A 22,693-nucleotide genomic window follows, 5' to 3' on the forward strand; every position below is an offset into this window, starting at 1 on the left:
GGGGTGCAGGCAGAGCGCCTGCGGACGTCATCCGCCGGGATCCAGCGCGAGGCGATGGAAATGCAGGGCGGGAGCATTCGTGGCAAGCGAAGCGCCGGTCGGCAGTGCTTCCCACGTAACAGGTGCGCCCGTCACGTAGTGGGTCGTGTCGATCATCCGTTCATCATAACGGCATCGGCGTGAGCATGCAGCGAAGCAGGCCGATCTGCACGCTGTGTTCCACCTCGCCTGTTCAGAAGGCTCAGGCCGACTTCGCCACCAAACCGAACACCGTGCAGGCCATCGCCAAGGCGCCCGGCAGTGCCAGTTTCCGCGTGACCAGTGCGGCGCCGATCATGGTGAGCACCGAGAGCATGATGGCCAGGGCGAAGAACGGTTGGCCCTGCAGGAACTGGTGGATGCAACCGGCACAGCCGGCAATGGCCAGGCTGGTGGCAAAGCAGACGTGGAACAGTGAGCCAGCGTACACAGAGGTTCCTCGCGATGATGGAGGCCATAGCGGCAGGCAGGCGGACAAATTTAGCGCTGATTGCAGATTGCGATGACGGGATCACATCCTGTACCCGCTCTGGTGACATCGGCGTGCATAAGGTGGAGCGCACACCCACTTTTCGGATTGATGGAGGATGCAATGGCGCGGACGATTCCCGAAGGAACCCTGATCGTGGTAGCCGACGGTGGTTCGGCGCGGGTGTTCACCAACGTGGGCAGCAACCACCAGTTGACCCTGAAGCAGGAAGGCGAACTGCGCCTGCAGGACATCAGCGAGCAGGGTGTATCCGGGCAGGGGCCTGCGGGTGCCGTGCCGAAGGACATGTCGGTCTCGCAGCTCAATGAGGCCACGTTCGCCAAGCAGGTGGCCGAACAGCTCAACGAAGATGCCTTGAAGAACCGCTATGCGCACCTGGTATTGATCGCCGACCCGACCACGCTGGGCCGCATTCGTCCGCTGCTGCATAAAGAGGTCCAGGCGCGATTGCTCGGGGATATTGCCAAGGATCTGACCAACGCGCCGCTGGAAGACATCCAGAAGGCACTGGCGGCGTAGCGCTCATGCCGTTCATGCGTGATCACCTTGCGAACGAGCCCACCTCTGCGGAGGTGGCGGCGCAGCCTGGCTGGCAGGTGCTGGAGTTCGGTGCGCCCTGGTGTGGTCATTGCCAGGCCGCGCAGCCCGCGTTGCAGGCCTTTGTCGAAGCGAACGATCTGCCGCATTGGAAGATCGAGGATGGCAAGGGAAGGCCATTGGGGCGAGCGTTCAAGGTGAAGCTGTGGCCGACGGTGGTGCTGCTGCGCGATGGAGAGGAGATCGCGCGGGTGGTAAGGCCGTTGGACAGCGCGGATCTCATGTCGTTGCAGAGCGCACTTCCCGGTTGAAGAGTGAACCCGGTGCGGGACACCGGGCAGTCGCACTGCAGCATGCGGCGTGACAGGCCCGGTGCTAGGATCCCGCTATCACCTGAATCGATCCAAATGCCGATGCCCACGCTGGACCGTCGTCTCCTGATCGCTGTCGCCGCCACGGCGATGTTCGCTTCCGGCCTGGCGTCGGCCGCGCCTGCCAGAACCGCCGCCGACAAGGCCTATGCCTCGGTCGACCCGTTCATTGGTACGGGTGGTGAAGGCCACACTTACCCGGGTGCCACGGTGCCGTTCGGCATGGTCCAGCTCAGCCCGGACACACGCATCCAGCCACGCGAAAAGGCCTATGGCTGGGCAGCCGGCTACCGCTACGACGACAGCAGCATCGTCGGCTTCTCGCACACGCATTTTTCCGGCACTGGCCATTCCGATCTGGGCGACATCCTGCTGATGCCGTTCACCGGCAGTCCCGGCCTGGAGCGTGGCGATCCTGAGAAGCCGGGCAGCGGCTATGCCTCTCGCTTCCGCCATGACGATGAGAAGGCCGAGCCGGGCTACTACGCCGTCACCCTGGACGACTACAAGGTGCGCGCCGAGCTGACCACCAGTGCGCGCGTGGGCGTGCATCGCTACGCCTTCCCCAGGGGCGCCGACGCCAAGGTGCTGCTGGACATGCGCACCAGCATGTACGACTACCCGGGCAAGGTGCTGTGGTCGCGGGTGCGGGTGCGCGCAGATGGTACCGTGACCGGCTTCCGGGAGACGCGCGGCTGGGCGCCGGGTCGCCAGCTGTACTTCGCGATGCGTTTCTCGCGGCCGCTTTCCGGGCATGAGCTGCACAACACCGAGCAGGACATCGTCTACAAGGGCTTCCCGCCGCCGGGCGAGAAGGATCCAGCGCAGCGCGCACAGGTCGAGGGCCGCCAGCTGGTCGGTACCTTCGCATTCGGCAAGCTGGATGCACCGCTGGTGGTCAAGGTCGCGATCTCGCCGGTCAGCGAAGCCGGCGCCATTGCCAACCTCGACGCGGAAGTGGCCGACTTTGATTTCGACCGCGTGCGTGCGCAGGCGAAACAGGAATGGACGCAGGCGCTGTCGGTGCTCGATATCGATGCGCCCGAGCACGCCCGCCGCAGTGCCTATACCGCGCTGTACCACACCCTGCTGGGGCCGACGCTGTTCATGGATGCCGATGGCCAGTACCGCGGGCCGGACAATGCCGTGCACAAGGCCGAGGGCTACACGAACTATTCCACGTTCTCGCTGTGGGACACCTACCGTGCGCTGCACCCGTTGCTGACGCTGGTGCAGCCGGAGAAGCGCAACAGCGACTTCGTCAATTCGATGCTGGCCCACCACGAGCACAGCCCCTACGGCATGCTGCCGGTGTGGTCGTTCCATGGCCTGGAAGACTGGTGCATGATCGGGTACCACGCGGTGCCGGTGATTGCCGATGCCTACGTGAAGGGCATCCGTGGCTTCGATGCCGACAAGGCACTGAAGGCGATGGTCGAGACCGCCAATTACGGCCCCTATGACGGCATCGCGCAGTACCGCGAGCTGGGCTATGTGCCGATCGACGAGGAAGGCGAGGCCGCCAGCAAGACGCTGGAGTACGCCTTTGATGACTGGACCATCGCACGCATGGCGCAGGCGATGGGCAAGGGCGATATCGCGGCGACCTTCGACAAGCGTGCCGGCAACTGGCGCAATGCCTTCGACAAGGACACCGGCTTCATGCGTGCGCGCAAGCGCGATGGCAGCTTCCGCACGCCGTTCGACCCCAGCGCCAGCGGCTATGGCACCGACTACACCGAGGGCAACGCCTGGCAGTACTCGTGGTACGTGCCGCAGGACGTCGCCGGCCTGGCGGCGGCGCACGGGGGCAGCGACAAGCTGCTCGCGCGCCTGGACGATGTATTCAACGCCAAGGTGGATCCGTCCATCTTCGAGCACATGGAAGACATCACCGGCCTGATCGGCTGGTATGCGCATGGCAACGAGCCCAGTCACCATGTGGCCTACCTGTATTCGTACGCTGGCCAGCCGTGGCGCACCCAGGCGCGCCTGAAGCAGATCATGGACACCCAGTACGCCGACCGCCCCGATGGCCTGGCCGGCAACGATGATGTCGGCCAGATGTCGGCGTGGTACGTGTTCACCGCCCTGGGCTTCTATCCGGTGGCCCCGGGCTCGGGCGAGTACATCCTCGGCCGCCCGTTCCTGCCGAAGACCGCGATGCGCCTGCCGAACGGCAAGGCGTTCACCATCGTGGCCGATGGGCTGGATGACAGGCACACCTACGTCGGCAACGTGAGCCTCAACGGCAAGCCGCTGCAGCGCACCTTCCTGCGCCATGACGAGATCCTGGCAGGTGGCGAGCTGCGTTTCACCATGCAGGCCGAGCCGAACAAGGATTGGCCGGGGCAGGGCGCGCAGGCGCCCTATTCGATGAGCCGATGACGCGCACTCGGTAGGTGCCGACCTTGGTCGGCACGCTTCACGGGTGACCAGGAACCTGTAGAGCCGAGCCCATGCTCGGCCCAGGCATCGTGCCAGGAGCAGCCGAGCATGGGCTCGGCTCTACAAGGGTGGTTCAACAGCGCTCATCGGAACCGCAACCCCACCCGCGCACCGCCGATCGGGGCGGTATCAATCATCAAGGTCGCGCCATGCCGCTGCGCGATCTCGGCCACGATCGCCAGCCCCAGCCCGCAGCCGTCGCCCTCGCTGCTCGCCCGATAGAAGCGTTCCGTGACGCGCGCGTGTTCGGCTTCGGCGATGCCTGTACCGTCATCGTCCACCCACACCTGCACGCCCTCGGCATCCCGCTGTAGTCCCAGGGTGATCACGCCGGGCACGGCGCCGTAGCGCAGCGCGTTGTCCAGCAGGTTGCCCAGTGCCTCGCGCAACAGCGGCGGATCGCCTTGTACCTGCACGCCGTCGTCGGGTCCGTCGTAACCCAGGTCCACGCCCGCCGCCAACGCACGGTCGGCGTAGCGCTCGACCACGCCCCGCGCCAGCGCGGCCAGATCCAGCGGCTGCAGCGGCAGTGCGCTGCCCTGTGGATCTTCCGAGCGGCTGAGCATCAGCAGCTGATTGACCAGGTGCTGCAGCCGTGCCAGCCCGGCCAGCGTGCCGGACAGCGCCAGCTGCTGGGCCTGCGGATCCTGTTGCCGCAATGAACTCTCCAGCTCCACCTGCATTGCCGCCAGCGGCGTGCGCAGCTGGTGCGCGGCGTTGCTGACGAAGCGCCGTTGCGCGGCCTGCATGGCGTCCAGTCGCTGCAGCAGGGCGTTGTAGGCCTCCACCGCCGGCCACAGTTCGCGCGGCGCCTCCTGCGCCGGCTCCAGCGGCGCCAGCGGGTCGCGGCGTGGGCTGGCCAACCGCCGTGCCACCTGGTTGGCATGGCGTGCGGCAGCGCCTGTACCGGACCAGGCCAGCCATGCCGCCAGTGCCAGGATCGCAGCCTGGAACGGAACGCTGGTCAGCAGCAGCTTGCGCTCCAGCCGGTGCCGCTTGCGCAGTGTCTCGGCCACGCGCAGCCGGATGTCATGACCCGGTCCGGCGTTGACCACCACTTCGACCATGCGCACGGCCTGCCCACGCAGCCGCGCGTCATAGTAGACCGGGTCGTCGCTGCCGGCGGACATCGACGGGCGTGGCAATGCCTCGGGCAAGTCGCCATACAGGCGCCCACCCGCGGCGTCGACCACCTCGCCATGCACTTCGTCGGCGGTGTCCCAGGTGAACATGCGCGACACCGCCGGGGTGATCTCGATGGACGCGCGGCCGTCCTGCACCGTCACCAGCTCGGACAACGACATCGCCGAATCCAGCAGCCAGCGGTCGTAGACCTGGCCGGCGTAGAAGCGCGCCAAGGCGAATGAACCCACTGCGCTGCACAACAGCAGTAGCAGCAGTGGCAGCCACAGGCGTCTCAGCAGCAGGCCACGCAGGCTGTGCACGCGCTCAGTCACCCACGGCCTCCAACCGGTATCCAAGCCCACGCAGCATGCGGATGCCGACGCCGGCGTGGGTCTGTTCCAGTTTGCGGCGCAGGCGGCTGACATGCACTTCGATCACCGACAGGTTGGCCTCGTGGTCCCAGCTGTACAGCGCGTCGAACAGGCGCTGCTTGGTAACCGTGCGGCCGGGATGCTGCATCAGTGCCTCGACCAGCGACAGCTCGCGCGCGGTCAGCTCGATGCGCTGACCGTCCACCTGCACTTCATTGCGGACGCTGTCGAAACACAACCGGCCCAGCCGCTTCTGCGCCGGTGCATCGCTGCGGCGGCGCGACAGCGCACGCAGGCGCGCTTCCAGTTCTCCCAGGGCGAAGGGCTTGGCCAGGTAGTCGTCGCCACCGCGGTCGAGGCCGAGGATGCGGTCCTCCACACCATCGCGTGCGGTCAGGATCAGCACCGGCAGGGTGACGCCGTCGTTGCGCAGGCGTGAGAGCAGGTCCAGGCCATCGACGTCAGGCAATGAAAGGTCCAGCACCATCACGTCATACGGTGCGCTGGCCAGTGCCGCCGGCGCGTGCAGCCCACGCGAGAGGTGGTCGCACAGATGGCCGGCGCCCTGCAGGGCGCGGATCAGTCCATCCGCCAGCGCGGCGTCGTCTTCGATCAGCAGGATTCGCATTGCAAGCTTCGTGCAAGGTTGGGGCAAGTTTGGCGCAAGTGCATCACCTTACCGTGACGTGCATGAATTTCTCCCCTCGTTTTGCGGCCGTGCTGGCCACTCTTCTGTGCGCGCCCACCGCTTCGGCGCTGTCCCTGCAGGAAGCGCAGCGCGCCATGGAAGCACACAACCCGGACCTGCGTGCGGCGGCACTGGAGCTGCGCGGCGTGCAGGGCGATGTGCAGACGGCGGCGTTGCGCCCGGCGACCGAGTTGTCGATCGGCACCAGCAAGATCAGCCCCAAGCATGGCATCGGCTCGGGACGCTGGCAGGACAAGCGGGTGGACAGCACCGTGGGCCTGGGCTGGACCTGGGAGCGCGGCGGCAAGCGCGCATTGCGCATCCGCCAGGCGGACGCGCTGCTGGAAGTGGCCGGGCTGGACATGCTCGATACCCGGCGCCGGCAGCAGGTGGCACTGCATGAAGCCTATTTCGCTCTGAAGGGCGCACAGGAGCGGGCGCAGATTGCCGATGCCAACCGCCAGAGTTCGGCCGAGCAGATGGCGGCGGCGGACAAGCAGGTTGCCACCGGGGCGATGGCGCCGGTCGACCGCGCGCGGCTGGCAGTGGACGACCTGGCGGTGGCCGATGCGGCGCGCGAGGCGGCCCTGGATCTGCGCGATGCACGGCATGCGCTGGGGCTGCTGCTCGGCCGCGACGACAGCCATGACCTCAGCGCCGATGATCCGTGGCCAGACCCCGCGGGCAGGGTCGATACGCGTGCGTTCGACCCACAGCAGCGTGCCGATCTGCGCGCGGCACGTTCGCGCCTGGCCGCGGCCGACGCCGGTGTGGCACTGGCGCGCAGTGAGCGCCATCGCGACATCCAGCTGGGTGTGGAGGTCGAGCGCGAGCCGACCGACATCAGCGGTGTCACCTGGGGAGTGTCATTGACCATTCCGCTCGGCGGCCCGTCACGTGCACGCGGCGCGATCCAGCGTGCCGAGGCCGACCGTGACAGCGCCGCGCTGGAGCTGCAGGTGCTGCAGCGCGAAGCGCGTGCCGAACTGGACCAGTTGCGGGCCAGCGCCCAGTCCGCCGCGCAGCGCCGGAGCGACTACGAAGGACTGCAGTCCGACGCCGCACGCAGGGCGGTGCAGGGCATCGAGCTGGCCTACCGCCGCGGCGCCGCCAGCCTGACCGATCTGCTGGATGCGCGCCGCAGCTGGCGCGAGTTCGAGGCCGCGTTGATTGAAGCGCGTGCCGACCATGCCATTGCTCTGGCGCGCTGGGAAGCGGCCACATCCGTTGCTGAAGGAGAGTCCCGATGAAGTCCACCGTCGCTTATCGACCGCAGGCGCGACAGGCCGTGCTGCCGGCCTTGCTGGCGCTGGCCCTGCTGGGCGGCTGCGGCCGCGAACCGGCGTCGTATACCGAGGACGCGCCGAAGGTCAGTGCTGGCCAGATCCAGTTTCCTGCCGGTAGCCGCCAGCTGGACGTGCTACGCAGCGAGGCGGTCACCGCCGGCGCCAGCGCCAGCCTGCAGCTGCCGGGCCGGGTGGTCTGGGACGAGACGCGCTCCAGCGCGCTGCGTACGCCGTTGGCGGGGCAGGTGGCGCGTATCGAGGCACAGCCGGGGCAGAAAGTGAAGGCGGGCCAGGTGATCGCCTGGATCACTTCGCCCGAATTCGGCCAGGCCCAGGCGGAGGGCGTGCGCGGCCGCGCCGAGCTGCAGCAGGCGCGCAAGGAGCTGGAGCGCACCCGCGAGCTGCATGCGGCGGGTGTGGCGTCGGGCCGCGAACTGGACGAGGCCGAGGCCAACTTCGCCGGCAGCCAGGCCGATCATGCGCGTGCAACCGCCTTCGCCAAGGCCTATGGCAATGGCCAGCACGTCGATCAGCGCCTGCCGCTGCGCGCGCCGATCGATGGCGTGCTGGTGGAGCGGCGGATGAGCCCGGGCATGGCGGTCAGCCCCGACAGCGAACGGCCATTGGCGGTGATTGGCGATCCGGACCGCCTGTGCTTGCAGCTGGATGTACCGGAGGGCCTGGCCGGACGTTTGAAGGCGGGCATGCAGGTGAGCGTGCCCGGGGCCGATGGACAGCCGCTGCAGGCGACCCTGCAGCACGTGGATGACTTCGTCGACAGCGAACGCCGCGTGGTGCAGGCGCGCGCCGAGCTGGACAACCGCGCACGCGGTTTCAAGGCGGGGCAGTACGTGCGCGCCCAGGTGGCGTTGCCGGCCGAGGGCGGTGTCTCGCTGCCCGATGCGGCCGTGTTGTTGATCGACGGCAAGCAGGTGGTGTTCGTGGAGGAGGGCAAGGGCCGCTTCGTGCGCCGCGCCGTGCATGCCGAGGAGCTGGGCGATGGCCGGCTGTGGGTGCGTGACGGCCTGGCGGTTGGCAGCAGGGTGGTGGTCGAGGGCGGCCTGCTGCTGCAGCAACTGGTGGACAGCGCGCCGGCAACCGTCAGCACCGGCACGGGGCACGCCGCGCCATGATCGATCGCCTGATTGCCTATTGCCTGCGCCAGCCCTTGATGGTGATGCTGGCGCTGCTGTTGTTCATCGGCGCTGGCATTGCCGCGTTCCGCGTGCTGCCAGTGGAGGCCTTTCCGGATGTATCCGACACCCAGGTGACCGTGGTGTCGCTGCACCCGGGCCGTGCCGCCGAAGAGGTCGAGCGGGAGGTGACGATGCCACTGGAGGTGGCGTTGTCCGGCATCCCGCATTCGGTGCGGGTGTTCTCGCATACGCAGTTCGGCCTGTCGATGATCATCCTGACCTTCGACGACAAGGCCGATGACTACTTCGCACGCCAGCAGGTCCTGGAGCGCCTGCAGGGCGTGGAGCTGCCGGAAGGGGTGACCCCGGAACTGGAGGCGATGAGCTCGGCGGTAGGTGAGATTTACCGCTATGTGCTGAAAGGCCCGCACATGACGCCAACCCAGCTGCGCACCGTGCAGGAATGGACGATGGAGCGCAGCCTGCGCACCGTGCCGGGCGTGGCCGATGTGATCAGTTTCGGCGGCTTCGCGCGTACCTTCCAGGTCAAGCCGGACCTGGACAAGCTGCGTGATCGCGGCATCAGCCTGGGTGAGTTCGCCGAGGCGCTGGAGAGGGGCAGCTCGAATGCCGGCGGCGGCTACGTGGAACGCGGCCAGCAGCAGTTCCTGATCCGTGGCGTGGGCCTGATGCGCTCGCCGGCCGACGTCGGCAACGTGGTGGTGGCGCAACGCGGAGGAACGCCGATCCTGGTACGCGACTTGGCCGGCATCGCCGATACCGGGCTGCCCCGGCAGGGCCTGGTCGGCCAGGACGACAACGACGATGCGGTGTTCGGCATGGTGCTGATGCGCAAGGGCGAGAACCCGTCCGACGTGCTCGACGCCCTGCATGCGCGCATCGCTGAGATCGAGGCCAACCAGTTGCCGGCCGGGGTCAGCATCGAGCCGTTCTACGACCGCTCGTGGCTGGTCTCGACCACGCTGAATACCGTGTTCCGCAACCTGCTGGAAGGCGCGGTGCTGGTGTTCCTGGTGCTGTGGCTGTTCCTGTACAACGCCCGGGCCGCGCTGATCGTTGCTGCGATGATGCCGCTGGCCCTGCTGTCGACCTTCCTCGGCCTGCATCTGTGGGGTGTGCCGGCCAACCTGCTGTCGCTGGGTGCGATGGACTTCGGCATCATCATCGATGGCGCGGTGATCGTGACCGAGCACATCGTCTCGCGATTGTCGAAGCTGCCACCTGCGGCCGATCGGAAGACACGGTTCTCGACCGTTCTTTCAGCTGCATCGGAAGTGGGCCGGCCGACGTTCTTCTCGATGCTGATCATCATCGCCGCGCACATCCCGATCTTCACGCTGCAGCGCCAGGAAGGCCGCATGTTCGCACCGATGGCGTACTCGGTGACCTCGGCCCTGATCGGTGCGTTGATCCTCGCGCTGACCGTGGTGCCGCTGTTCTGCTACTGGTGGCTGCGACGGGACCGCATGCGCGATGGCAATCCGCTGATGGACCGCCTGACCGGCTGGTACCGGCCGGTCCTGGAGCGCGCACTGGCCCGCCCGCGTGCGGTGGTACTGACCGCAGTCGCGCTGCTGGTGGGCACGCTGGCGCTGGGCACCCGCCTGGGATCGGAGTTCCTGCCCGAGCTGGACGAAGGCTCGATCTGGCTGACCGCCACGCTAGACCCCAGCACCAGCCTGGCCGAAGCGCAGCAGCAGTCGCGGCGCATCCGCGAACTGGTCGGCACGTTCCCGCAGGTATCGACGGTGGTGGCCAAGCTGGGACGCCCGGAAGACGGCTCCGATGCCAAGGGCGCCAACCAGATCGAGGCGCTGGTGGCGTTGAAGCCGGAGAAGGAATGGCCGAAAGGCGTGGACAAGCGACAGCTGGTGAGCGACCTGCAGCGCACGCTGGAGCAGCGCATTCCGGGCCCCGAGTTCTCGATCTCGCAGCCGGTGCGCGACAACATCCTGGAGAGCATCTCGCAGATCAAGGGCCAGGTGGTGATCAAGGTCAGCGGCTCGGATCTGAACGTGCTCAACCAGCAGGCGCAGGCGATCCTGGGACAGGTGCGTAGCGTGGAGGGCGTAGAGAGTGCCTTCATCGACCGTGACGGTTCATTGCCGCAGCTGCAGATCGAGATCGATCGCGACCGCGCCGCGCGCTATGGCTTGAACGTGCGCGACATCGACGAGGTGATCGAGACCGCACTGGGCGGGCGCCAGGTCGGTGAATTGTGGGAAGGTGACCGCAGGTTCCCGATCACGCTGCGCCTGGACGACGCCGACCGTGACCTGCAACAGTTGCGCACGGTCCCGGTCGGCATCGGCGATGGCCACACGGTGACGCTGTCCGACGTCGCCGATTTCCGCATGGCCAGCGGCGCGATCAACATCTCGCGCGAGAACGCACAGCGCGTCAAGGCCGTGAGCATCTTCATCGCCGGCCGTGACATGGGCAGCGTGGTGGCCGACATGCGCAAGCGCGTGGACGCCAACGTGCAGCTGCCGGACGGCTACCGACTGGAGTGGTCTGGCGAGTTCGAGAACCAGCAGCGTGCGATGAAGCGGCTGGGCTGGGTGATTCCGCTGTCGGTGCTGATCATCTTCGTGCTGCTATTCGATGCCTTCAAGGACATCAGCAGCGCCGCGCTGATCCTGGCCAACGTGCCACTTGCGATGATCGGGGGCATCCTCGCCCTGTGGTTGACTGGGATTCCACTGTCGGTGTCGGCGGCGATCGGCTTCATTGCATTGTTCGGGCAGGCGGTGCTGAACGGGGTGGTGATGCTCAGTCGCTTCGCGCAGCTGCGCGAGCAGGGCATGGACCTGCTGCAGTCGGTCGTGCAGGGCTCGCTGCAGCGCCTGCGCACCGTACTGATGACCGCACTGCTGGCGATGTTCGGCCTGCTGCCGATGGCCACCTCGCATGCGATTGGTGCCGAGACCCAGAAACCGCTGGCGGTGGTGGTGATCGGCGGCCTGCTGTCGGCGATGCTGCTGACCCTGCTGGTACTGCCCACGTTGTACTACTGGGTGCATCGCCGCCGCGAGGCGCGCATCGCCTGACCTACCTGTAGAGCCGAGCGCATGCTCGGCTGCTTCTGGCCTTTGCGCGAAGAGCAGCCGAGCATGGGCTCGGCTCTACAAGGGCGTCGCGCCATGCGTGGATGCCACCTGTGCGGACTACACCATCCCGCCATTGGCGCGCAGCACCTGGCCGTTGATCCACCCGCCATCGGCACCAACCAGGAACGCCACCGCACCGGCGATGTCCTCCGGCGTACCCAGCCGCTCCAGGGGGTTCATCTTCGCCAACCGCTCGATCAGCTCGGGCGATTTCCCATCCAGGAACAGATCGGTGGCGGTCGGGCCCGGCGCCACGGCGTTCACGGTGATGTTGCGCCCGCGCAGCTCCTTGCTGAGGATCGCGCCCATGGTCTCCACCGCCGACTTGCTGGCCGCATACACGCTGTAGTTCTCCAGCCGGGTCCCGACCACGCTGGTGGACAGCGTGACGATGCGCCCGCCGTCGCGCACCCGTCGCGCGCTTTCGCGCAGCACGTTGAAGGCGCCCTTGAGGTTGATGCCGATCACCCGCTCGAACAGGGCGTCGTCGGTGTCGGCGAGCGGCGCCAGCTGCAATACGCCGGCGCTGTTGACCACCACGTCGATGCCGCCGAAACGGGCCTCGATGGCGTTGAACAGCTGGTAGACCGCCTGCGGATCGGCCACATCGGCCTGCAGCGCGATGGCCTGCGCGCCGGCTGCGTCGAGTTCGGCCGCCAAGGCTTCGGCGTCGTCGCGGCGGCCCGCATAGTTGATCGCGACCGCGTGGCCATCGGCGGCCAGGCGGCGGGAGATGGCCGCGCCGATGCCACGGGAGCCGCCGGTGACCAGAGCGACAGAGCGGGCGGGGGAGAGGGTCATGGTGGCTTCCACTGGGGCGCGCCGGAGCGGCGCAGGGCCATGTTCGCGCCATCGCACGTTCGGATAATCCTGCATAATCCGCCAACATCATCCGGATAGCCGAACAATGGACCGCTTTACGGCCATGCGCGCCTTCGTCCGTATCGTCGAGCGCCGTAGCTTCACCCGGGCCTCCGAGGACCTCGGCCTGCCGCGGGCCACGGTGACCGACGCGATCAAGGCGCTGGAACAGCGGCTGGGCGTGCGCCTGCTGCACAGGACCACGCGGCTGGTGGTGCCGACGTTGGAAGGCGAGGCCTTCTATGGCCGTTGCCTGCGCCTGATCGCCGACATGGACGATGCCGAGGCCGCCTTCCGTGACGCGCCGCCGCGCGGCCCCTTGCGCATTGAAGTGCACGGCACGCTGGGCCGGCACCTGCTGTTTCCGCAGCTGCCGGACTTCCTGCAGCGCTACCCGGAGATCGAACTGGACGTCAGCGAAGGCGACCGCTATGTCGACCTGCTGCGCGAAGGCGTGGATGCAGCGTTGCGGGTGGGGACGCTGGCCGATAGCGATCTGGCGGCGCGCCGGTTGACGATGCTGCGCGAGGTGACGGTGGCCTCGCCGGGTTACCTGCAGGACAAGGGTGTGCCCGGCAGCATCGCGTCCCTGCTGGGCGGCCATGAAATGGTGGGCTATCGCTCCAGCGCCACCGGCCAGCTGATTCCGCTGGAGTTCCAGCAGGGCGGGCAGGTGCGCTACGTGCCGCTGCCGGCGCGGGTGCGTGTGTCCGGTGCGGATGCGTTCCTCGGCGCCGCGCTGGCGGGCCTGGGCATCATCCAGGCTCCGCGCTACCGGATGGACCCGTATATCGCGCGCGGGCAGCTGGTGGAGCTGTTGCCGGACGCGCCGCCGACCCCAAGCCCGTTGAGCCTGGTCTACCCGCGCAACCGCACGCCGTCGCCGCGCTTGCGGGTGTTCATCGACTGGGTGGCCGGGGTGTTCGAGCAGACCGGGGTTGCCGGCCCGCGGCCGGCCCTACCGGAGCGGCACGCGAAGCTGTCCGACCGCAGGGGGTAGTGCCGGCCGCTGGCCGGCATCACAGCGCGTGCAGCGGCCCCTGCATGCGATGGAAACTGCCATCGGTGGCGGTGAACCAGGCCAGCGAATGCCCGCACGCGAAGTCATCGACATGCACGACCGTAGCGCCATCGGCTTCCTGCCACGAAATGGCATAGACCCCTTCGCTGATCTGTTGCCACTCGCAGGCGGCGTCGCCCTGCGCACCGGCGTAGGCGCCGGAGACGATGGCGTACCGCACGTGACTGCCATCGGCGCTGTAGACATTGTCGGCGGCCAGGCCGTCATAGCTGACGCGGAAGCGGCGGCCGGCGAACAACGGCAAGGCGGGGGCAGTGTTCATCGGATCGCCACCGGGTTGATGTTGACCTGGGTCGAGCCGACGTAAAGCGGTTGGCCGAGCACGAACAGGAATTCCCAGGCCTTGTCGCGCACCAGGGCACGGCTGTCGATCAGCTCCAGGTTGTAGATGCCGCGCTTGGCCAGCATGTACTGGTTGATCGGGAACTCCTCGGCACCGTTCGGGTTCGGGTAGACCTCCGAGGCCCAGGTGTCGCCACCGAAGGCGACGATGCCCTGGTCGGCCAGCCACTTCGCCGCCTGCATGCCAATGCCCGGTTCCACTTCCAGGAACTGTTTGTCGTCCTTGCCGACCAGTTCCAGCCAGCCGGTGTTGAACAGCACCACGTCGCCCTTGCGCAGGCTCAGGCCCTGCTTCTTCAGCACGGCCTGGATGTCGGCCACGGTGAACTCGGTGCCGCCGGGCACGATCGCCTTGCCGTAGTACGCAGTCATGTCCAGCACGACGCCGCGGGTGACCATTGGCGGCACCTTCTCGACGCCGAGCTTGCGCACGCCGTCCACGGTGACGAAGTCGGCGGCCTTGTTGCCGTTGTAGTAGACGTTGTCGATGCCGATATGGCCGATGCCGTTGAGCTGGGTGCCAACGCCGGTCCAGGCGTTCACCAGTTCATCGTTGAAGGTGAACTTGTTGGGGCCCAGCGACGTGCCGGCCTGCTGGCCGACCTGCACGTTGTACAGGCGGAAGCTGCGGTGGCGGAACGCGGGCAGGTTCTTGTCCACCGGCACCGCCAGCGGATAGGTCTTGCCGGTCCTGACCAGCGATACCGCGTGCTTGACCACGTCCGTGGTGAGCAGGTTGGCGGCGCCGATCTCGTCGTTGGCGCCGTAGGCAGAGGGATACCAGTCCTCGGCGGTGGCCTGGAAGGACAGCGGCAGGGTGGCCAGCGCAAGCGCGGCCAGGGTCTTGATCTTCATGGCAAAGCTCCGGTAACTGTCAGGCCGTCGCGGGGGCGGCAAGCGGGGCATGCGGCGCAGCGGCGTCGGCATGGGCCGGGAAGTGCGGCAGCACGTACTCGGCGATCTCGTGGAAGGTCTCGGCCAACGGCCGTTCGTTGCGGCGGAACTGCAGGCCGATGTGGTCGACACCGGCCGCCTGCGTGGCGTGCAGCTCGGCCAGCAGGGCCTTGCGGCCGCCGCGCAGCCCAAAGCGCCAGCGCTGCAGCGGGGCATCGGCATCGGCCACCAGGTCCAGGTGGATGAAGCTGGCATACGGCTTGTTGCCGGCCACGGCGCGCCAGGCCGCCACGCGCTGCGCATGGTCCTGTGGCGTGCCCGGGTAGGCCAGGCAGCCATCCATGTGCTGGCCGATCCACGCCGGTTGCTGCTGGGCCAGGCCGGCCACGAACAACGGCAGGGCTGGGCCAACCGCAGGCAGCACGTCCAAGCCCTGCGGCAGGTGCGCGGCGGCGCCTTCGCGCAGCAATGCGATCTGCTCGCGGAAGCGGCTGCCCCGCGTGTCGAAATCGCGGCCGAACAGCGGGTACTCCACCGGGCGGTCGCCACTGGCCACGCCCAGCAGCAGGCGGTCACCGCTGAGCCGCTGCACGCTGCGCGCCGACTTCAGGGTCAGCAACGGCTCCCGGATCGGCAACACCACTGCACCGGTGCCCAGCAGGATCTTCCCAGTGATGCCGGCCAGGTAGCCGAGGTAGCTGAACACCTCGAACACCTGCGCCGCATCGCCGAAGGCCGGGTCGTACACCGGCACGTCGCGCACCCACAGCGCACGGAAGCCGAGACGGTCGGCCAGCTGTGCCAGTTCCGCATGGCGCTGCAGGTCCGGTTCGCCGGGCAGGCGTCGCGCGGCGCGTCGTGCCTGTTCGCCCAGCGGCGTCCAGTCATTGTCCAGCGGTGCTTCGATGCCGATGCTGAAACCACCGGCCTGCAGCCGCGCCAACGCACTGCCCATGGCGAGGCTCCTCAGTCCCAGGCCGGTGCCAGGCCCGGCGGATCGACTTCGCGGCCGTTGCGGTCAAGCGCAGCGATCGCGGCCATGTCATCGGCATCCAGGTGCAGGTCCTGGGCGAGCAGGTTGCTGGCTAGGTTCTCGCGCTTGGTCGAGGACGGGATGACCGAGTAACCCAGTTGCAGTGCCCACGCCAGCGCGACCTGGGCCACGGTGGCCTGGTGCTTGTCGGCGATGGCGGCCAGCACCGGATCCTTCAGCACCTTGCCGTAGGCCAGGGTCATGTAGGAGGTGACGGTGATGCTTTGTTCCTGCAGGAAGGCAGTCAGTGCCGGGTTCTGCAGGTAGGGGCTCAGTTCGATCTGGTTGGTGGCGATCTCGCCGGCGCCGACCACCTCGATGGCCTGCCGGGTCAGTTCGATGTTGAAGTTGGACACACCGATCTGACGGGTCAGGCCCAGCGATTTGGCTTCGGCCAGCGCGGTCATGTACTCGCGCAGTTCAACGCCATTGCCCGGCGCCGGCCAGTGGATCAGCAGCAGGTCGACGTACCCGGTGCGCAGCTTGGCCAGGCTGTCGCGCAGGCTCGGGATCAGCTTGTCGGCGGCGTAGTTGTCCACCCAGATCTTGGTGGTCAGAAACAGCTGGTCGCGTGGCACGCCGGATTCGGCGATGGCCTGGCCGACCTCGGCTTCGTTGCCGTGTATCTGCGCGGTATCGACCGCACGGTAGCCGACGTCGAGGGCGTTGCGCACCGAATCGATGACGGTCTGGCCGGTCAGGCGGAAGGTGCCGACGCCAAAGGAAGGAACGCTCATGATGGACTCCAGGGACTTCGTTGAGAGCCGGTGGGCTCGGGACAGGGCGAAGTGTGGGCGCTTTACATTTGTTGATTAAGCCGTGTATACGGGAAATGCTTTTGCGCCGAGGTAAAAAATGAAAACCACCCTGGATGAGCTGAAGGCCTTCGTGGCCGTGGTCGACAGCGGTTCGATCACGGCCGCGGCCGAAGAGCTGGAGCTGACCATCTCCGCCACCAGCCGCACCTTGGCGCGGCTGGAGGACAAGCTGCAGACCACGCTGCTGCGGCGGACCACGCGGCGGCTGGAACTGACCGAAGAGGGCGCGGCGTTCCTGGAGTACGCGCGCACGATCCTGGCCACGGTGGACGAGGCCGAGGAACAGATGGCCGCGCGGCGGCTGCAGCCGGTCGGGCGCCTGCGCGTGGACGCCGCCACGCCGTTCATGCTGCACGTGATCGTGCCGCTGCTGGAGGGCTTTCGCGAGCGCTACCCGCAGGTGGAGCTGGAGCTGAATTCCAACGAGGGCATCACCGACCTGATCGAAAAGCGCACCGACGTGGCGTTCCGCATCGGTGTGTTGCGCGACTCGACCCTGCATGCGCGGCCGATCGGCCACAGCCGCATCCGCGTGGTGGCCAGCCCCGAGTACCTGCGCCGCCGCGGCACGCCAACGCGCGTGGAGCAGTTGCGCGAGCACGACCTGCTGGGCTTCACCCAGCCCAGTTCGTTGAACGAATGGCCGCTGCACGATGCCGATGGCGGGCCTTTCGTGATCGAGCCGGCGATCGCTTCATCCAGCGGCGAGACGCTGCGGCAGATGGCGGTGGCCGGTTTGGGCATCGCCTGCCTGTCTGATTTCCTGACCCGCCAGGACCGGCGTGATGGCCGCCTGGTGCAGCTGTTGGCCAGGCAGACGCAGGAGGTGCGGCAGCCAATCAACGCGGTGTACTACCGCAACACCGCGCTGGCCGCGCGCATCACGTGTTTCGTCGACCACGTGACGCAGACGCTGGGACAGCGACCGTTCGACGAATAGAGAAGGGTAGAGCCGGCCGCTGGCCGGCTTTCCTGCCGGATCACCGCAGCTGCCGGCCAGCGGCCCGGCACTACCGTTGGCTGCGTCGAGCGCATCGGTAGATCCACGCCATGCGTGGATGGCGTGCTCCAACCCACCTGCGGCCGGCACTATCGTTTGCGCAGCGCCCGCCGGTTGCCGATGTGAGCGAACGCCAGCAGCGCGCCACCACTGGCTGTCACTACGCCATGCCAGAGCAGCGATTCCTTCAGCGGCAGATACAGAGAGGCCGACAGCAGCAGGATGGCGCCGGCGCAGGCCAGCCGCAGGGGCTGCCAGCGCCCGTGCCGGTGCACCCCGGCCGAGGTGCTCGCCAAGGCCAGCGAGGAGGCCAGCAGCGCGAACAGCCACTCCCAGCGCGACATCATCAGCAGCAATGTCATCGCGCCATGGCCGGGATGCTGGAACGAGCGCAGCGCCATCATCGCTGCCGGCACGAAGGCCAGCAGCAGGGGCAGGGCGATGCAGTGGGCGGCGCAGGCCAGGGACAGCCAGGCACCGGCAAGATCGAAGCGGGGGTGCCAGCGTGCCGAAGTTGGCGGCTGGGCCAGGGCCCTTGCGGGCGTCGTGGGGATATGGTCCATAATGTTACATAGTAACAATTGGAGACTCCCCCATGAAGCTTCCTGCTGTTCTATTCCTGCTGCTGGCTGCCAGCGCCGCACAGGCCCATGACATCCGCCAGCACGCACCGCACGTGCATGGCCAGGCAACAGTGGATGTTGCGCTTGACCAGCAAACCCTGGAATTCGCCCTTCAGGCCCCCGGCATCGGCATCCTCGATTACGAGCGGCCGCCGGCCAATGCAGCCGAGCAGGCCGCGCTGGCACGGGCGACGTCATTGCTGAAGGGCGGCAACTGGGTCACCTTGCCCACCGCTGCAGAGTGCCGTCTGGCCACCGGTAAAGCCGATGCGGAGGGTTTCGACGCGACGGCCGCCGCGCCGCCGCCGGGACAGCACCGGCACGCAGGTTTCAGCGCGACGCTGCAGTACCACTGTGCCAAACCTGCCGAGCTGCGGGCGATCGTCGTGCGCTTGCCCGTGCTGTTCCCGGGCCTGCACGAAGTCATCGTCAACAGTGCAACCGCCAATGGCCAGAACCGCAGTGTGCTGACGCCCGACAACCTGCGCGTGGTGCTGGCACCGTGAGCGCGGCACCGGTGATCTCGCTGGAAGACGTGCAGTTCGGCTACGGCACGCGGCTGGTGCTGGACATCCCGCGGTTGTGGGTCGAGCAGGGCAGCAGCGTGTTGCTGCGCGGCATCAGCGGTGGCGGCAAAAGCACCCTGCTGGGCCTGCTGGCGGGCGTGCTGCTGCCCGGCAAGGGCCGTGTCGAGGTGGCCGGCCACGCACTGCAGGACATGGGGGGTGCGGCGCGGGATCGTTTCCGTGCCGACCAGTTGGGCGTGATCTTCCAGCAGTTCAATCTGCTGCCGTTCCTCACCGTGCGCGACAACATCGCGCTGGGCCTGCGCTTCTCGCGCCTGCGCAGCGCACGCATCAGCGGGCCGCTGGATGCCGAGATCGCCCGCCTGCTGCAGGCCCTGCAGCTCAATCCTGAGCTGATGCAGCGGCGGGCGGGTACGCTCAGTGTTGGCCAGCAACAACGCGTGGCGGCAGCGCGCGCCCTGATCGGCCGGCCGGCGTTGCTGCTGGCCGATGAGCCTACCTCGGCGCTCGACCGCGAAGCGGCGACCGCCTTCCTGCAGCTGATGTCCGCGCAGTGCCAGGCGGCCGGCACCACGGTGCTGGTGGTCAGCCATGACGACAGCCTGCAGCCGTTGTTCGACCGCACCATTTCACTGTCCGAGATCAACCAGGCAGGTGCCGGCCATGCTTGAGCTTGCCTGGGCCAGCCTGCGCAGCCGCGCGTTGAGCGTGGGCCTGACCGTGCTGGTCATCACCCTCAGCGTGGTGCTGCTGCTGGGCGTCGAACGCGTGCGCACGCAGGCGCACGAAGGGTTCGCCAGCACCGTATCGGGCACCGACCTGATCGTCGGTGCGCGCTCGGGACCTGTGAACCTGCTGCTGTACTCGGTGTTCCATATCGGCGACCCGACCAACAACGTGTCCTGGCAGTCCTACCAGGAGCTGTCCGCATTGCCGCAGGTGAAGTGGTCGGTGCCGTTGTCGCTGGGCGATTCCTGGCGCGGCTACCGGGTAGTGGGTACCACTGGCGGCTACTTTGAACACTATCGTTATGGTTCCGGCCACGCGCTGGCCTTTGCACAGGGGCGGCCCTTCGATGATCTGTATGACGCGGTGATCGGCGCGGAGGTGGCTCGCGCGCAGAAGGTCGGCCTCGGCGACGAGATCGTGCTGGCGCACGGCACCGGCGCGGTCACGCTGGCCACGCATGCCGACAAGCCGTTCCGCGTTGCCGGCATCCTGCAGCGCACCGGCACGCCGGTGGATTCGTCGCTGCTGGTCTCGCTGCCGGCCATCGAGGCGATCCATGTTGACTGGCGATCGGGCGTGCAGCTGCGCAGCCAGAGCGTCAGCGCCGAGCAGGCGCGCCACCTGGACCTGACACCGACCAGCATCACCGCCTTCATGCTCGGCCTGAACTCGCGCATCTCCACGTTCTCGGTACAGCGCAGGATCAACGAGCATCCGGACGAGGCGATGCTGGCGATCCTGCCCGGCGTGACCCTGCAGCAGCTGTGGCAGTCGCTGGGCACCGCCGAGCGAGCCCTGCAGCTGATCAGTGCAATGGTGGTGCTGCTGGGCATGGGCTCCCTGGTGGCGCTGCTGGTCTCCACCCTGCAGGAGCGGCGGCGTGAGATGGCCATCCTGCGTGCCACCGGCGCGCGACCGGGTTACATCGCTGGCCTGCTGGTGGTGGAGGCGGTGGCGACCAGTGCGGTGGCCTGCGTGCTGGCCCTGTCGCTGCTGGTGGTCGCCAGCATTGCCGGGCGCGGCTGGGTACTGGCCACCTTCGGTCTGTCGATCACCCATGTCTGGCCGGATGGCCGTGAACTGGCATGGGCTGCGGGCGTGCTGCTGATCAGCGCCGTAGCCGGGCTGGTCCCGGCGTTGCTCGCTTACCGGCGCACCTTGGCCGATGGCCTTTCACCGGGAGGCTGAGCATGCGATGGATGCGGGTAGTGGCAATGGTGCTGGCGCTGGCCGCCTGTGAGCGGCCGGTGGATACCGGCGTACAGGCCTTGCCACCCTCGCCGGTCGTCGACCGCGATGACCCTGCAGGCGCTGTGGAGCAGGAGCTGGACTGGCTGCAGATGATGCCCAAGGACGAGCTGGCCGCGCTGGAGCGGGGCGAGGGCCCGGAGGTCGAGCACAACGGCAACCGGCGCATGCCGCAGTTCGGTACCTTCCGCACGGTGGACACGGTGCTGCAGCGGCCGGTGCGCCTGCCGGGTTACGTGGTGCCACTGGCCAACGCGCAGGACGGGCGGCTGACCGAATTCCTGTTCGTGCCGTACTACGGCGCCTGCATCCACGTGCCACCACCGCCACCGAACCAGATCGTGCACGTAGTGCTGCCGCGCCCGATCGAGATGCCGGACATGTACTCACCGTTCTTCCTGGCAGGCACCCTGCGCGCCGAACGGTTGGATGACGATCTGGCCGGTTCGGCCTACACCATGCGTGACGCACAGCTGAGGCCCTATGAACCGTAGTCACCTGTTGCTGGCGGTGGGATGCCTGTGGTTGGCAGGCTGTACGGCGCCGGGCGGCGATGCCTTGGTGGTCGGGCCGCAGGAAAAGCCGGCGCCCTCCGCCACGGCCGAAGCCCCCATCGACCGTTGGGACGCGTTGCGACCCGACGAAGTGACCTACCAGCGCCCACCCCCGCAGATCGGCCTGTCACGCAATGGCATGGAGGGCGTGGGTGGCCTGATCGACGACACCGGCTCGGGCACGCCACCGGGGCTGGAGATCGACCATTCCAGCCCGGACCGGGCCAATCAGTTCGGCTCCTCGCGCGTGGTCGATGCTGTCGACGGTCGCGCGGTGGATCTGGATGGCTACGTGGTGCCGCTCGGCACCAACGATGCCGGCCTGGTCGATGAGCTGCTGTTCGTGCCGTTCTACGGCGCGTGCATCCATGTGCCGCCGCCGCCACCCAACCAGATCATCCACGTGACCCTGGCGACACCGATCGCGCTGGGCGATCTGTGGGATCCGTACCGGCTTGCCGGCCGCCTGCAGGTGAAGCGTTTCGACGCGGACATCGCCAGCGCGTCCTACGATGCCGCGGCAGCCACGCTGACGGCGATCCGCAACTGATGCGCAGGCGATGGCTCATGGCTACCGCGGTGCTGCTGGGCGCAGTTGTGCTGCTGGTGTGGTGGCAGCGGCGGGCGGCACCCGCTGCTCCGCCGGCAGTCGCGTTTCCGGCACCGGCGTCCGATGCCAGCCAGCGTATCGAACAGCGTCTGGTTGATGACCCCGCGTTTCGCAACGACGTGCTCTTCCTGCTCGCAGCAACATTGCGCGACCGCTGCCAGCCGGCGCAGGCGGGGCTGCTGGCGCGCATGGCCAATCGTGCATCGCTGCCGGTGCTGGCGGCAGTCAGCGCGGTGACCCAGCAGGACCCATCGCTGGACCGGCCGATCTACCAGTACATCCAGCACCGCGCCGATGCGACGCCGTGCGGGCAGCCGCTGCAGATGCCGTTGGCCGGTGGGCGCAGCATGGCGGTGGATATCGAACAGTACGCGCGCACGTTTCCGGACAGCTACTTCGACCCGCAACGCAGCAGCGAACCGCGGGATTTTGGTGGACTGCCGTTGCAGCAGCGTGCCGGCAACGCCTGCAACAGCGTGGTGTATTCGGTGCTGCCGCTGGGTGGCGCCGACTGGCGGTGCAGCAGCCTGCGCGCGAATGCCCGTGCGCGCGTGCGTGGACTGTGCGAGGACGAGCTGCGGCGCCAGCATGGGGGCATCGGCGGCGAGCTGGACGCCGCCGTGGGGCAGGGCATGCAGAGCGCGGTGGTATCGGCGATTGCCGCGCTGCCGGAAGATTGCCGGTGATCATCCCTGACACCGGGCATGACCCGGCATGAGGGGCACGACAACATGAACATTGCCCGGGCCCC

The 22,693-nt window shown here is 67.7% G+C and carries 24 protein-coding genes; 14 read left to right on the forward strand and 10 right to left on the reverse strand.

Annotated elements, in window-relative coordinates:
• Positions 1-27 precede the first annotated feature (27 nt).
• Together R5H29_RS19280 and R5H29_RS19285 are read right to left on the reverse strand one after the other, a co-directional pair.
• Entirely contained in the window at positions 28-156 is a 129-nt protein-coding gene (locus R5H29_RS19280; RefSeq protein WP_256202341.1) for a hypothetical protein, read from the reverse strand.
• Between the two features lie 85 nt (positions 157-241).
• A complete protein-coding gene (locus tag R5H29_RS19285) occupies positions 242-469 on the reverse strand; it encodes a hypothetical protein (protein WP_019337747.1) in 228 nt (75 codons plus the stop codon).
• Positions 470-631: 162 nt separating this feature from the next.
• Between R5H29_RS19285 and R5H29_RS19290 the strand changes: the two genes are divergently transcribed.
• The 3 genes from R5H29_RS19290 (at position 632) to R5H29_RS19300 (ending at position 3,825) form a co-directional block, all read left to right on the forward strand.
• The gene (locus R5H29_RS19290) at positions 632-1,048 is read left to right on the forward strand and encodes a host attachment protein (RefSeq protein WP_019337746.1); all 417 of its coding nucleotides are present in this window, start codon (positions 632-634) and stop codon (positions 1,046-1,048) included.
• Positions 1,049-1,053: 5 nt separating this feature from the next.
• Positions 1,054-1,377 carry a thioredoxin family protein gene (locus tag R5H29_RS19295; RefSeq protein WP_019659840.1) on the forward strand — a complete coding sequence of 108 codons (324 nt, stop codon included), beginning with the start codon at positions 1,054-1,056 and terminating at the stop codon, positions 1,375-1,377.
• A 96-nt stretch (positions 1,378-1,473) separates the two neighbouring features.
• Complete coding sequence (locus R5H29_RS19300) at positions 1,474-3,825, forward strand: GH92 family glycosyl hydrolase (RefSeq protein ID WP_332329643.1); 2,352 nt, start codon at positions 1,474-1,476, stop codon at positions 3,823-3,825.
• A gap of 143 nt (positions 3,826-3,968) precedes the next feature.
• Here the strand turns inward: R5H29_RS19300 and R5H29_RS19305 are convergent, their stop codons facing one another.
• Positions 3,969-5,342 (reverse strand): sensor histidine kinase, encoded by a 1,374-nt coding sequence (locus tag R5H29_RS19305; protein WP_332329644.1) that lies wholly within the window; start codon positions 5,340-5,342, stop codon positions 3,969-3,971.
• The gene (locus tag R5H29_RS19310) at positions 5,335-6,009 is read right to left on the reverse strand and encodes a response regulator (RefSeq protein WP_019659837.1); all 675 of its coding nucleotides are present in this window, start codon (positions 6,007-6,009) and stop codon (positions 5,335-5,337) included. The genes R5H29_RS19305 and R5H29_RS19310 overlap by 8 nt, the downstream gene beginning before the upstream one ends.
• A gap of 62 nt (positions 6,010-6,071) precedes the next feature.
• Between R5H29_RS19310 and R5H29_RS19315 the strand changes: the two genes are divergently transcribed.
• The 3 genes from R5H29_RS19315 to R5H29_RS19325 are packed head-to-tail and all read left to right on the forward strand — an operon-like array spanning position 6,072 to position 11,562.
• Positions 6,072-7,319: a TolC family protein gene (locus R5H29_RS19315; protein WP_332329645.1), complete on the forward strand. Its 1,248-nt coding sequence runs from the start codon at positions 6,072-6,074 to the stop codon at positions 7,317-7,319.
• Entirely contained in the window at positions 7,316-8,488 is a 1,173-nt protein-coding gene (locus R5H29_RS19320; protein ID WP_332329646.1) for an efflux RND transporter periplasmic adaptor subunit, read from the forward strand. Before R5H29_RS19315 ends, R5H29_RS19320 begins: the two co-directional genes overlap by 4 nt.
• Positions 8,485-11,562 carry a CusA/CzcA family heavy metal efflux RND transporter gene (locus R5H29_RS19325; protein ID WP_332329647.1) on the forward strand — a complete coding sequence of 1,026 codons (3,078 nt, stop codon included), beginning with the start codon at positions 8,485-8,487 and terminating at the stop codon, positions 11,560-11,562. The genes R5H29_RS19320 and R5H29_RS19325 overlap by 4 nt, the downstream gene beginning before the upstream one ends.
• Positions 11,563-11,679: 117 nt before the next feature.
• Here R5H29_RS19325 and R5H29_RS19330 read toward each other — a convergent pair whose 3' ends face one another.
• Positions 11,680-12,423, reverse strand: a complete 744-nt coding sequence (locus tag R5H29_RS19330; protein WP_111098525.1) for an SDR family oxidoreductase — start codon at positions 12,421-12,423, stop codon at positions 11,680-11,682.
• A 106-nt stretch (positions 12,424-12,529) separates the two neighbouring features.
• On the opposite strand from R5H29_RS19330, the gene R5H29_RS19335 reads away from it, so the two are divergent.
• Complete coding sequence (locus tag R5H29_RS19335; protein ID WP_332329648.1) at positions 12,530-13,483, forward strand: LysR family transcriptional regulator; 954 nt, start codon at positions 12,530-12,532, stop codon at positions 13,481-13,483.
• A gap of 19 nt (positions 13,484-13,502) precedes the next feature.
• Here R5H29_RS19335 and R5H29_RS19340 read toward each other — a convergent pair whose 3' ends face one another.
• From R5H29_RS19340 to dkgB, 4 genes are read right to left on the reverse strand one after another with little or no spacing between them, the layout of a single operon-like run.
• Complete coding sequence (locus R5H29_RS19340; RefSeq protein ID WP_332329649.1) at positions 13,503-13,826, reverse strand: MoaF-related domain-containing protein; 324 nt, start codon at positions 13,824-13,826, stop codon at positions 13,503-13,505.
• Positions 13,823-14,761 carry a cyclase family protein gene (locus R5H29_RS19345; RefSeq protein WP_332329650.1) on the reverse strand — a complete coding sequence of 313 codons (939 nt, stop codon included), beginning with the start codon at positions 14,759-14,761 and terminating at the stop codon, positions 13,823-13,825. The genes R5H29_RS19340 and R5H29_RS19345 overlap by 4 nt, the downstream gene beginning before the upstream one ends.
• A gap of 19 nt (positions 14,762-14,780) precedes the next feature.
• Complete coding sequence (locus R5H29_RS19350) at positions 14,781-15,755, reverse strand: TIGR03571 family LLM class oxidoreductase (RefSeq protein ID WP_134729087.1); 975 nt, start codon at positions 15,753-15,755, stop codon at positions 14,781-14,783.
• An 11-nt stretch (positions 15,756-15,766) separates the two neighbouring features.
• A complete protein-coding gene (gene dkgB, locus R5H29_RS19355; protein ID WP_332329651.1) occupies positions 15,767-16,570 on the reverse strand; it encodes a 2,5-didehydrogluconate reductase DkgB in 804 nt (267 codons plus the stop codon).
• Positions 16,571-16,688: 118 nt separating this feature from the next.
• Here dkgB and R5H29_RS19360 point away from each other — a divergent pair, with 118 nt between their 5' ends.
• On the forward strand, positions 16,689-17,591 hold the full coding sequence (locus R5H29_RS19360; protein WP_155029627.1) for a LysR family transcriptional regulator: 903 nt from the start codon (positions 16,689-16,691) through the stop codon (positions 17,589-17,591).
• 149 nt (positions 17,592-17,740) lie between these two features.
• Here R5H29_RS19360 and R5H29_RS19365 read toward each other — a convergent pair whose 3' ends face one another.
• Positions 17,741-18,214 (reverse strand): MerC domain-containing protein, encoded by a 474-nt coding sequence (locus R5H29_RS19365; RefSeq protein WP_134729093.1) that lies wholly within the window; start codon positions 18,212-18,214, stop codon positions 17,741-17,743.
• Between the two features lie 32 nt (positions 18,215-18,246).
• Here R5H29_RS19365 and R5H29_RS19370 point away from each other — a divergent pair, with 32 nt between their 5' ends.
• Genes R5H29_RS19370 through R5H29_RS19395 form a run of 6 tightly spaced genes read left to right on the forward strand, consistent with a single transcriptional unit; the run spans position 18,247 to position 22,628 of the window.
• A complete protein-coding gene (locus R5H29_RS19370) occupies positions 18,247-18,780 on the forward strand; it encodes a DUF2796 domain-containing protein (RefSeq protein WP_134729095.1) in 534 nt (177 codons plus the stop codon).
• Positions 18,777-19,472, forward strand: a complete 696-nt coding sequence (locus tag R5H29_RS19375) for an ATP-binding cassette domain-containing protein (protein WP_134729097.1) — start codon at positions 18,777-18,779, stop codon at positions 19,470-19,472. Before R5H29_RS19370 ends, R5H29_RS19375 begins: the two co-directional genes overlap by 4 nt.
• Positions 19,465-20,718, forward strand: coding sequence for an ABC transporter permease (locus R5H29_RS19380; RefSeq protein ID WP_134729099.1), 1,254 nt, complete (start codon positions 19,465-19,467; stop codon positions 20,716-20,718). The genes R5H29_RS19375 and R5H29_RS19380 overlap by 8 nt, the downstream gene beginning before the upstream one ends.
• Positions 20,719-20,720: 2 nt before the next feature.
• Positions 20,721-21,272, forward strand: coding sequence for a DUF3299 domain-containing protein (locus R5H29_RS19385; protein ID WP_043396119.1), 552 nt, complete (start codon positions 20,721-20,723; stop codon positions 21,270-21,272).
• The gene (locus tag R5H29_RS19390) at positions 21,262-21,882 is read left to right on the forward strand and encodes a DUF3299 domain-containing protein (RefSeq protein WP_332329652.1); all 621 of its coding nucleotides are present in this window, start codon (positions 21,262-21,264) and stop codon (positions 21,880-21,882) included. Before R5H29_RS19385 ends, R5H29_RS19390 begins: the two co-directional genes overlap by 11 nt.
• On the forward strand, positions 21,882-22,628 hold the full coding sequence (locus R5H29_RS19395) for a hypothetical protein (protein ID WP_332329653.1): 747 nt from the start codon (positions 21,882-21,884) through the stop codon (positions 22,626-22,628). The genes R5H29_RS19390 and R5H29_RS19395 overlap by 1 nt, the downstream gene beginning before the upstream one ends.
• The last annotated feature ends 65 nt before the right edge of the window (positions 22,629-22,693 follow it).

This window comes from Stenotrophomonas sp. A3_2 (genome assembly GCF_036624925.1).
In the GTDB taxonomy this organism is placed as follows: domain Bacteria; phylum Pseudomonadota; class Gammaproteobacteria; order Xanthomonadales; family Xanthomonadaceae; genus Stenotrophomonas; species Stenotrophomonas hibiscicola.

Excerpts from the sequence above, each read along its gene's own strand:
- R5H29_RS19280 (WP_256202341.1), bottom strand. The coding sequence starts at position 156 with ATGATCGACACGACCCACTACGTGACGGGCGCACCTGTTACGTGGGAA.
- R5H29_RS19290 (WP_019337746.1), top strand. The coding sequence starts at position 632 with ATGGCGCGGACGATTCCCGAAGGAACCCTGATCGTGGTAGCCGACGGT.
- R5H29_RS19295 (WP_019659840.1), top strand. The coding sequence starts at position 1,054 with ATGCCGTTCATGCGTGATCACCTTGCGAACGAGCCCACCTCTGCGGAG.
- R5H29_RS19300 (WP_332329643.1), top strand. The coding sequence starts at position 1,474 with ATGCCGATGCCCACGCTGGACCGTCGTCTCCTGATCGCTGTCGCCGCC.
- R5H29_RS19310 (WP_019659837.1), bottom strand. The coding sequence starts at position 6,009 with ATGCGAATCCTGCTGATCGAAGACGACGCCGCGCTGGCGGATGGACTG.
- R5H29_RS19315 (WP_332329645.1), top strand. The coding sequence starts at position 6,072 with ATGAATTTCTCCCCTCGTTTTGCGGCCGTGCTGGCCACTCTTCTGTGC.
- R5H29_RS19320 (WP_332329646.1), top strand. The coding sequence starts at position 7,316 with ATGAAGTCCACCGTCGCTTATCGACCGCAGGCGCGACAGGCCGTGCTG.
- R5H29_RS19325 (WP_332329647.1), top strand. The coding sequence starts at position 8,485 with ATGATCGATCGCCTGATTGCCTATTGCCTGCGCCAGCCCTTGATGGTG.
- R5H29_RS19330 (WP_111098525.1), bottom strand. The coding sequence starts at position 12,423 with ATGACCCTCTCCCCCGCCCGCTCTGTCGCTCTGGTCACCGGCGGCTCC.
- R5H29_RS19335 (WP_332329648.1), top strand. The coding sequence starts at position 12,530 with ATGGACCGCTTTACGGCCATGCGCGCCTTCGTCCGTATCGTCGAGCGC.
- R5H29_RS19340 (WP_332329649.1), bottom strand. The coding sequence starts at position 13,826 with ATGAACACTGCCCCCGCCTTGCCGTTGTTCGCCGGCCGCCGCTTCCGC.
- R5H29_RS19345 (WP_332329650.1), bottom strand. The coding sequence starts at position 14,761 with ATGAAGATCAAGACCCTGGCCGCGCTTGCGCTGGCCACCCTGCCGCTG.
- R5H29_RS19350 (WP_134729087.1), bottom strand. The coding sequence starts at position 15,755 with ATGGGCAGTGCGTTGGCGCGGCTGCAGGCCGGTGGTTTCAGCATCGGC.
- dkgB (WP_332329651.1), bottom strand. The coding sequence starts at position 16,570 with ATGAGCGTTCCTTCCTTTGGCGTCGGCACCTTCCGCCTGACCGGCCAG.
- R5H29_RS19360 (WP_155029627.1), top strand. The coding sequence starts at position 16,689 with ATGAAAACCACCCTGGATGAGCTGAAGGCCTTCGTGGCCGTGGTCGAC.
- R5H29_RS19365 (WP_134729093.1), bottom strand. The coding sequence starts at position 18,214 with ATGGACCATATCCCCACGACGCCCGCAAGGGCCCTGGCCCAGCCGCCA.
- R5H29_RS19370 (WP_134729095.1), top strand. The coding sequence starts at position 18,247 with ATGAAGCTTCCTGCTGTTCTATTCCTGCTGCTGGCTGCCAGCGCCGCA.
- R5H29_RS19380 (WP_134729099.1), top strand. The coding sequence starts at position 19,465 with ATGCTTGAGCTTGCCTGGGCCAGCCTGCGCAGCCGCGCGTTGAGCGTG.
- R5H29_RS19385 (WP_043396119.1), top strand. The coding sequence starts at position 20,721 with ATGCGATGGATGCGGGTAGTGGCAATGGTGCTGGCGCTGGCCGCCTGT.
- R5H29_RS19390 (WP_332329652.1), top strand. The coding sequence starts at position 21,262 with ATGAACCGTAGTCACCTGTTGCTGGCGGTGGGATGCCTGTGGTTGGCA.
- R5H29_RS19395 (WP_332329653.1), top strand. The coding sequence starts at position 21,882 with ATGCGCAGGCGATGGCTCATGGCTACCGCGGTGCTGCTGGGCGCAGTT.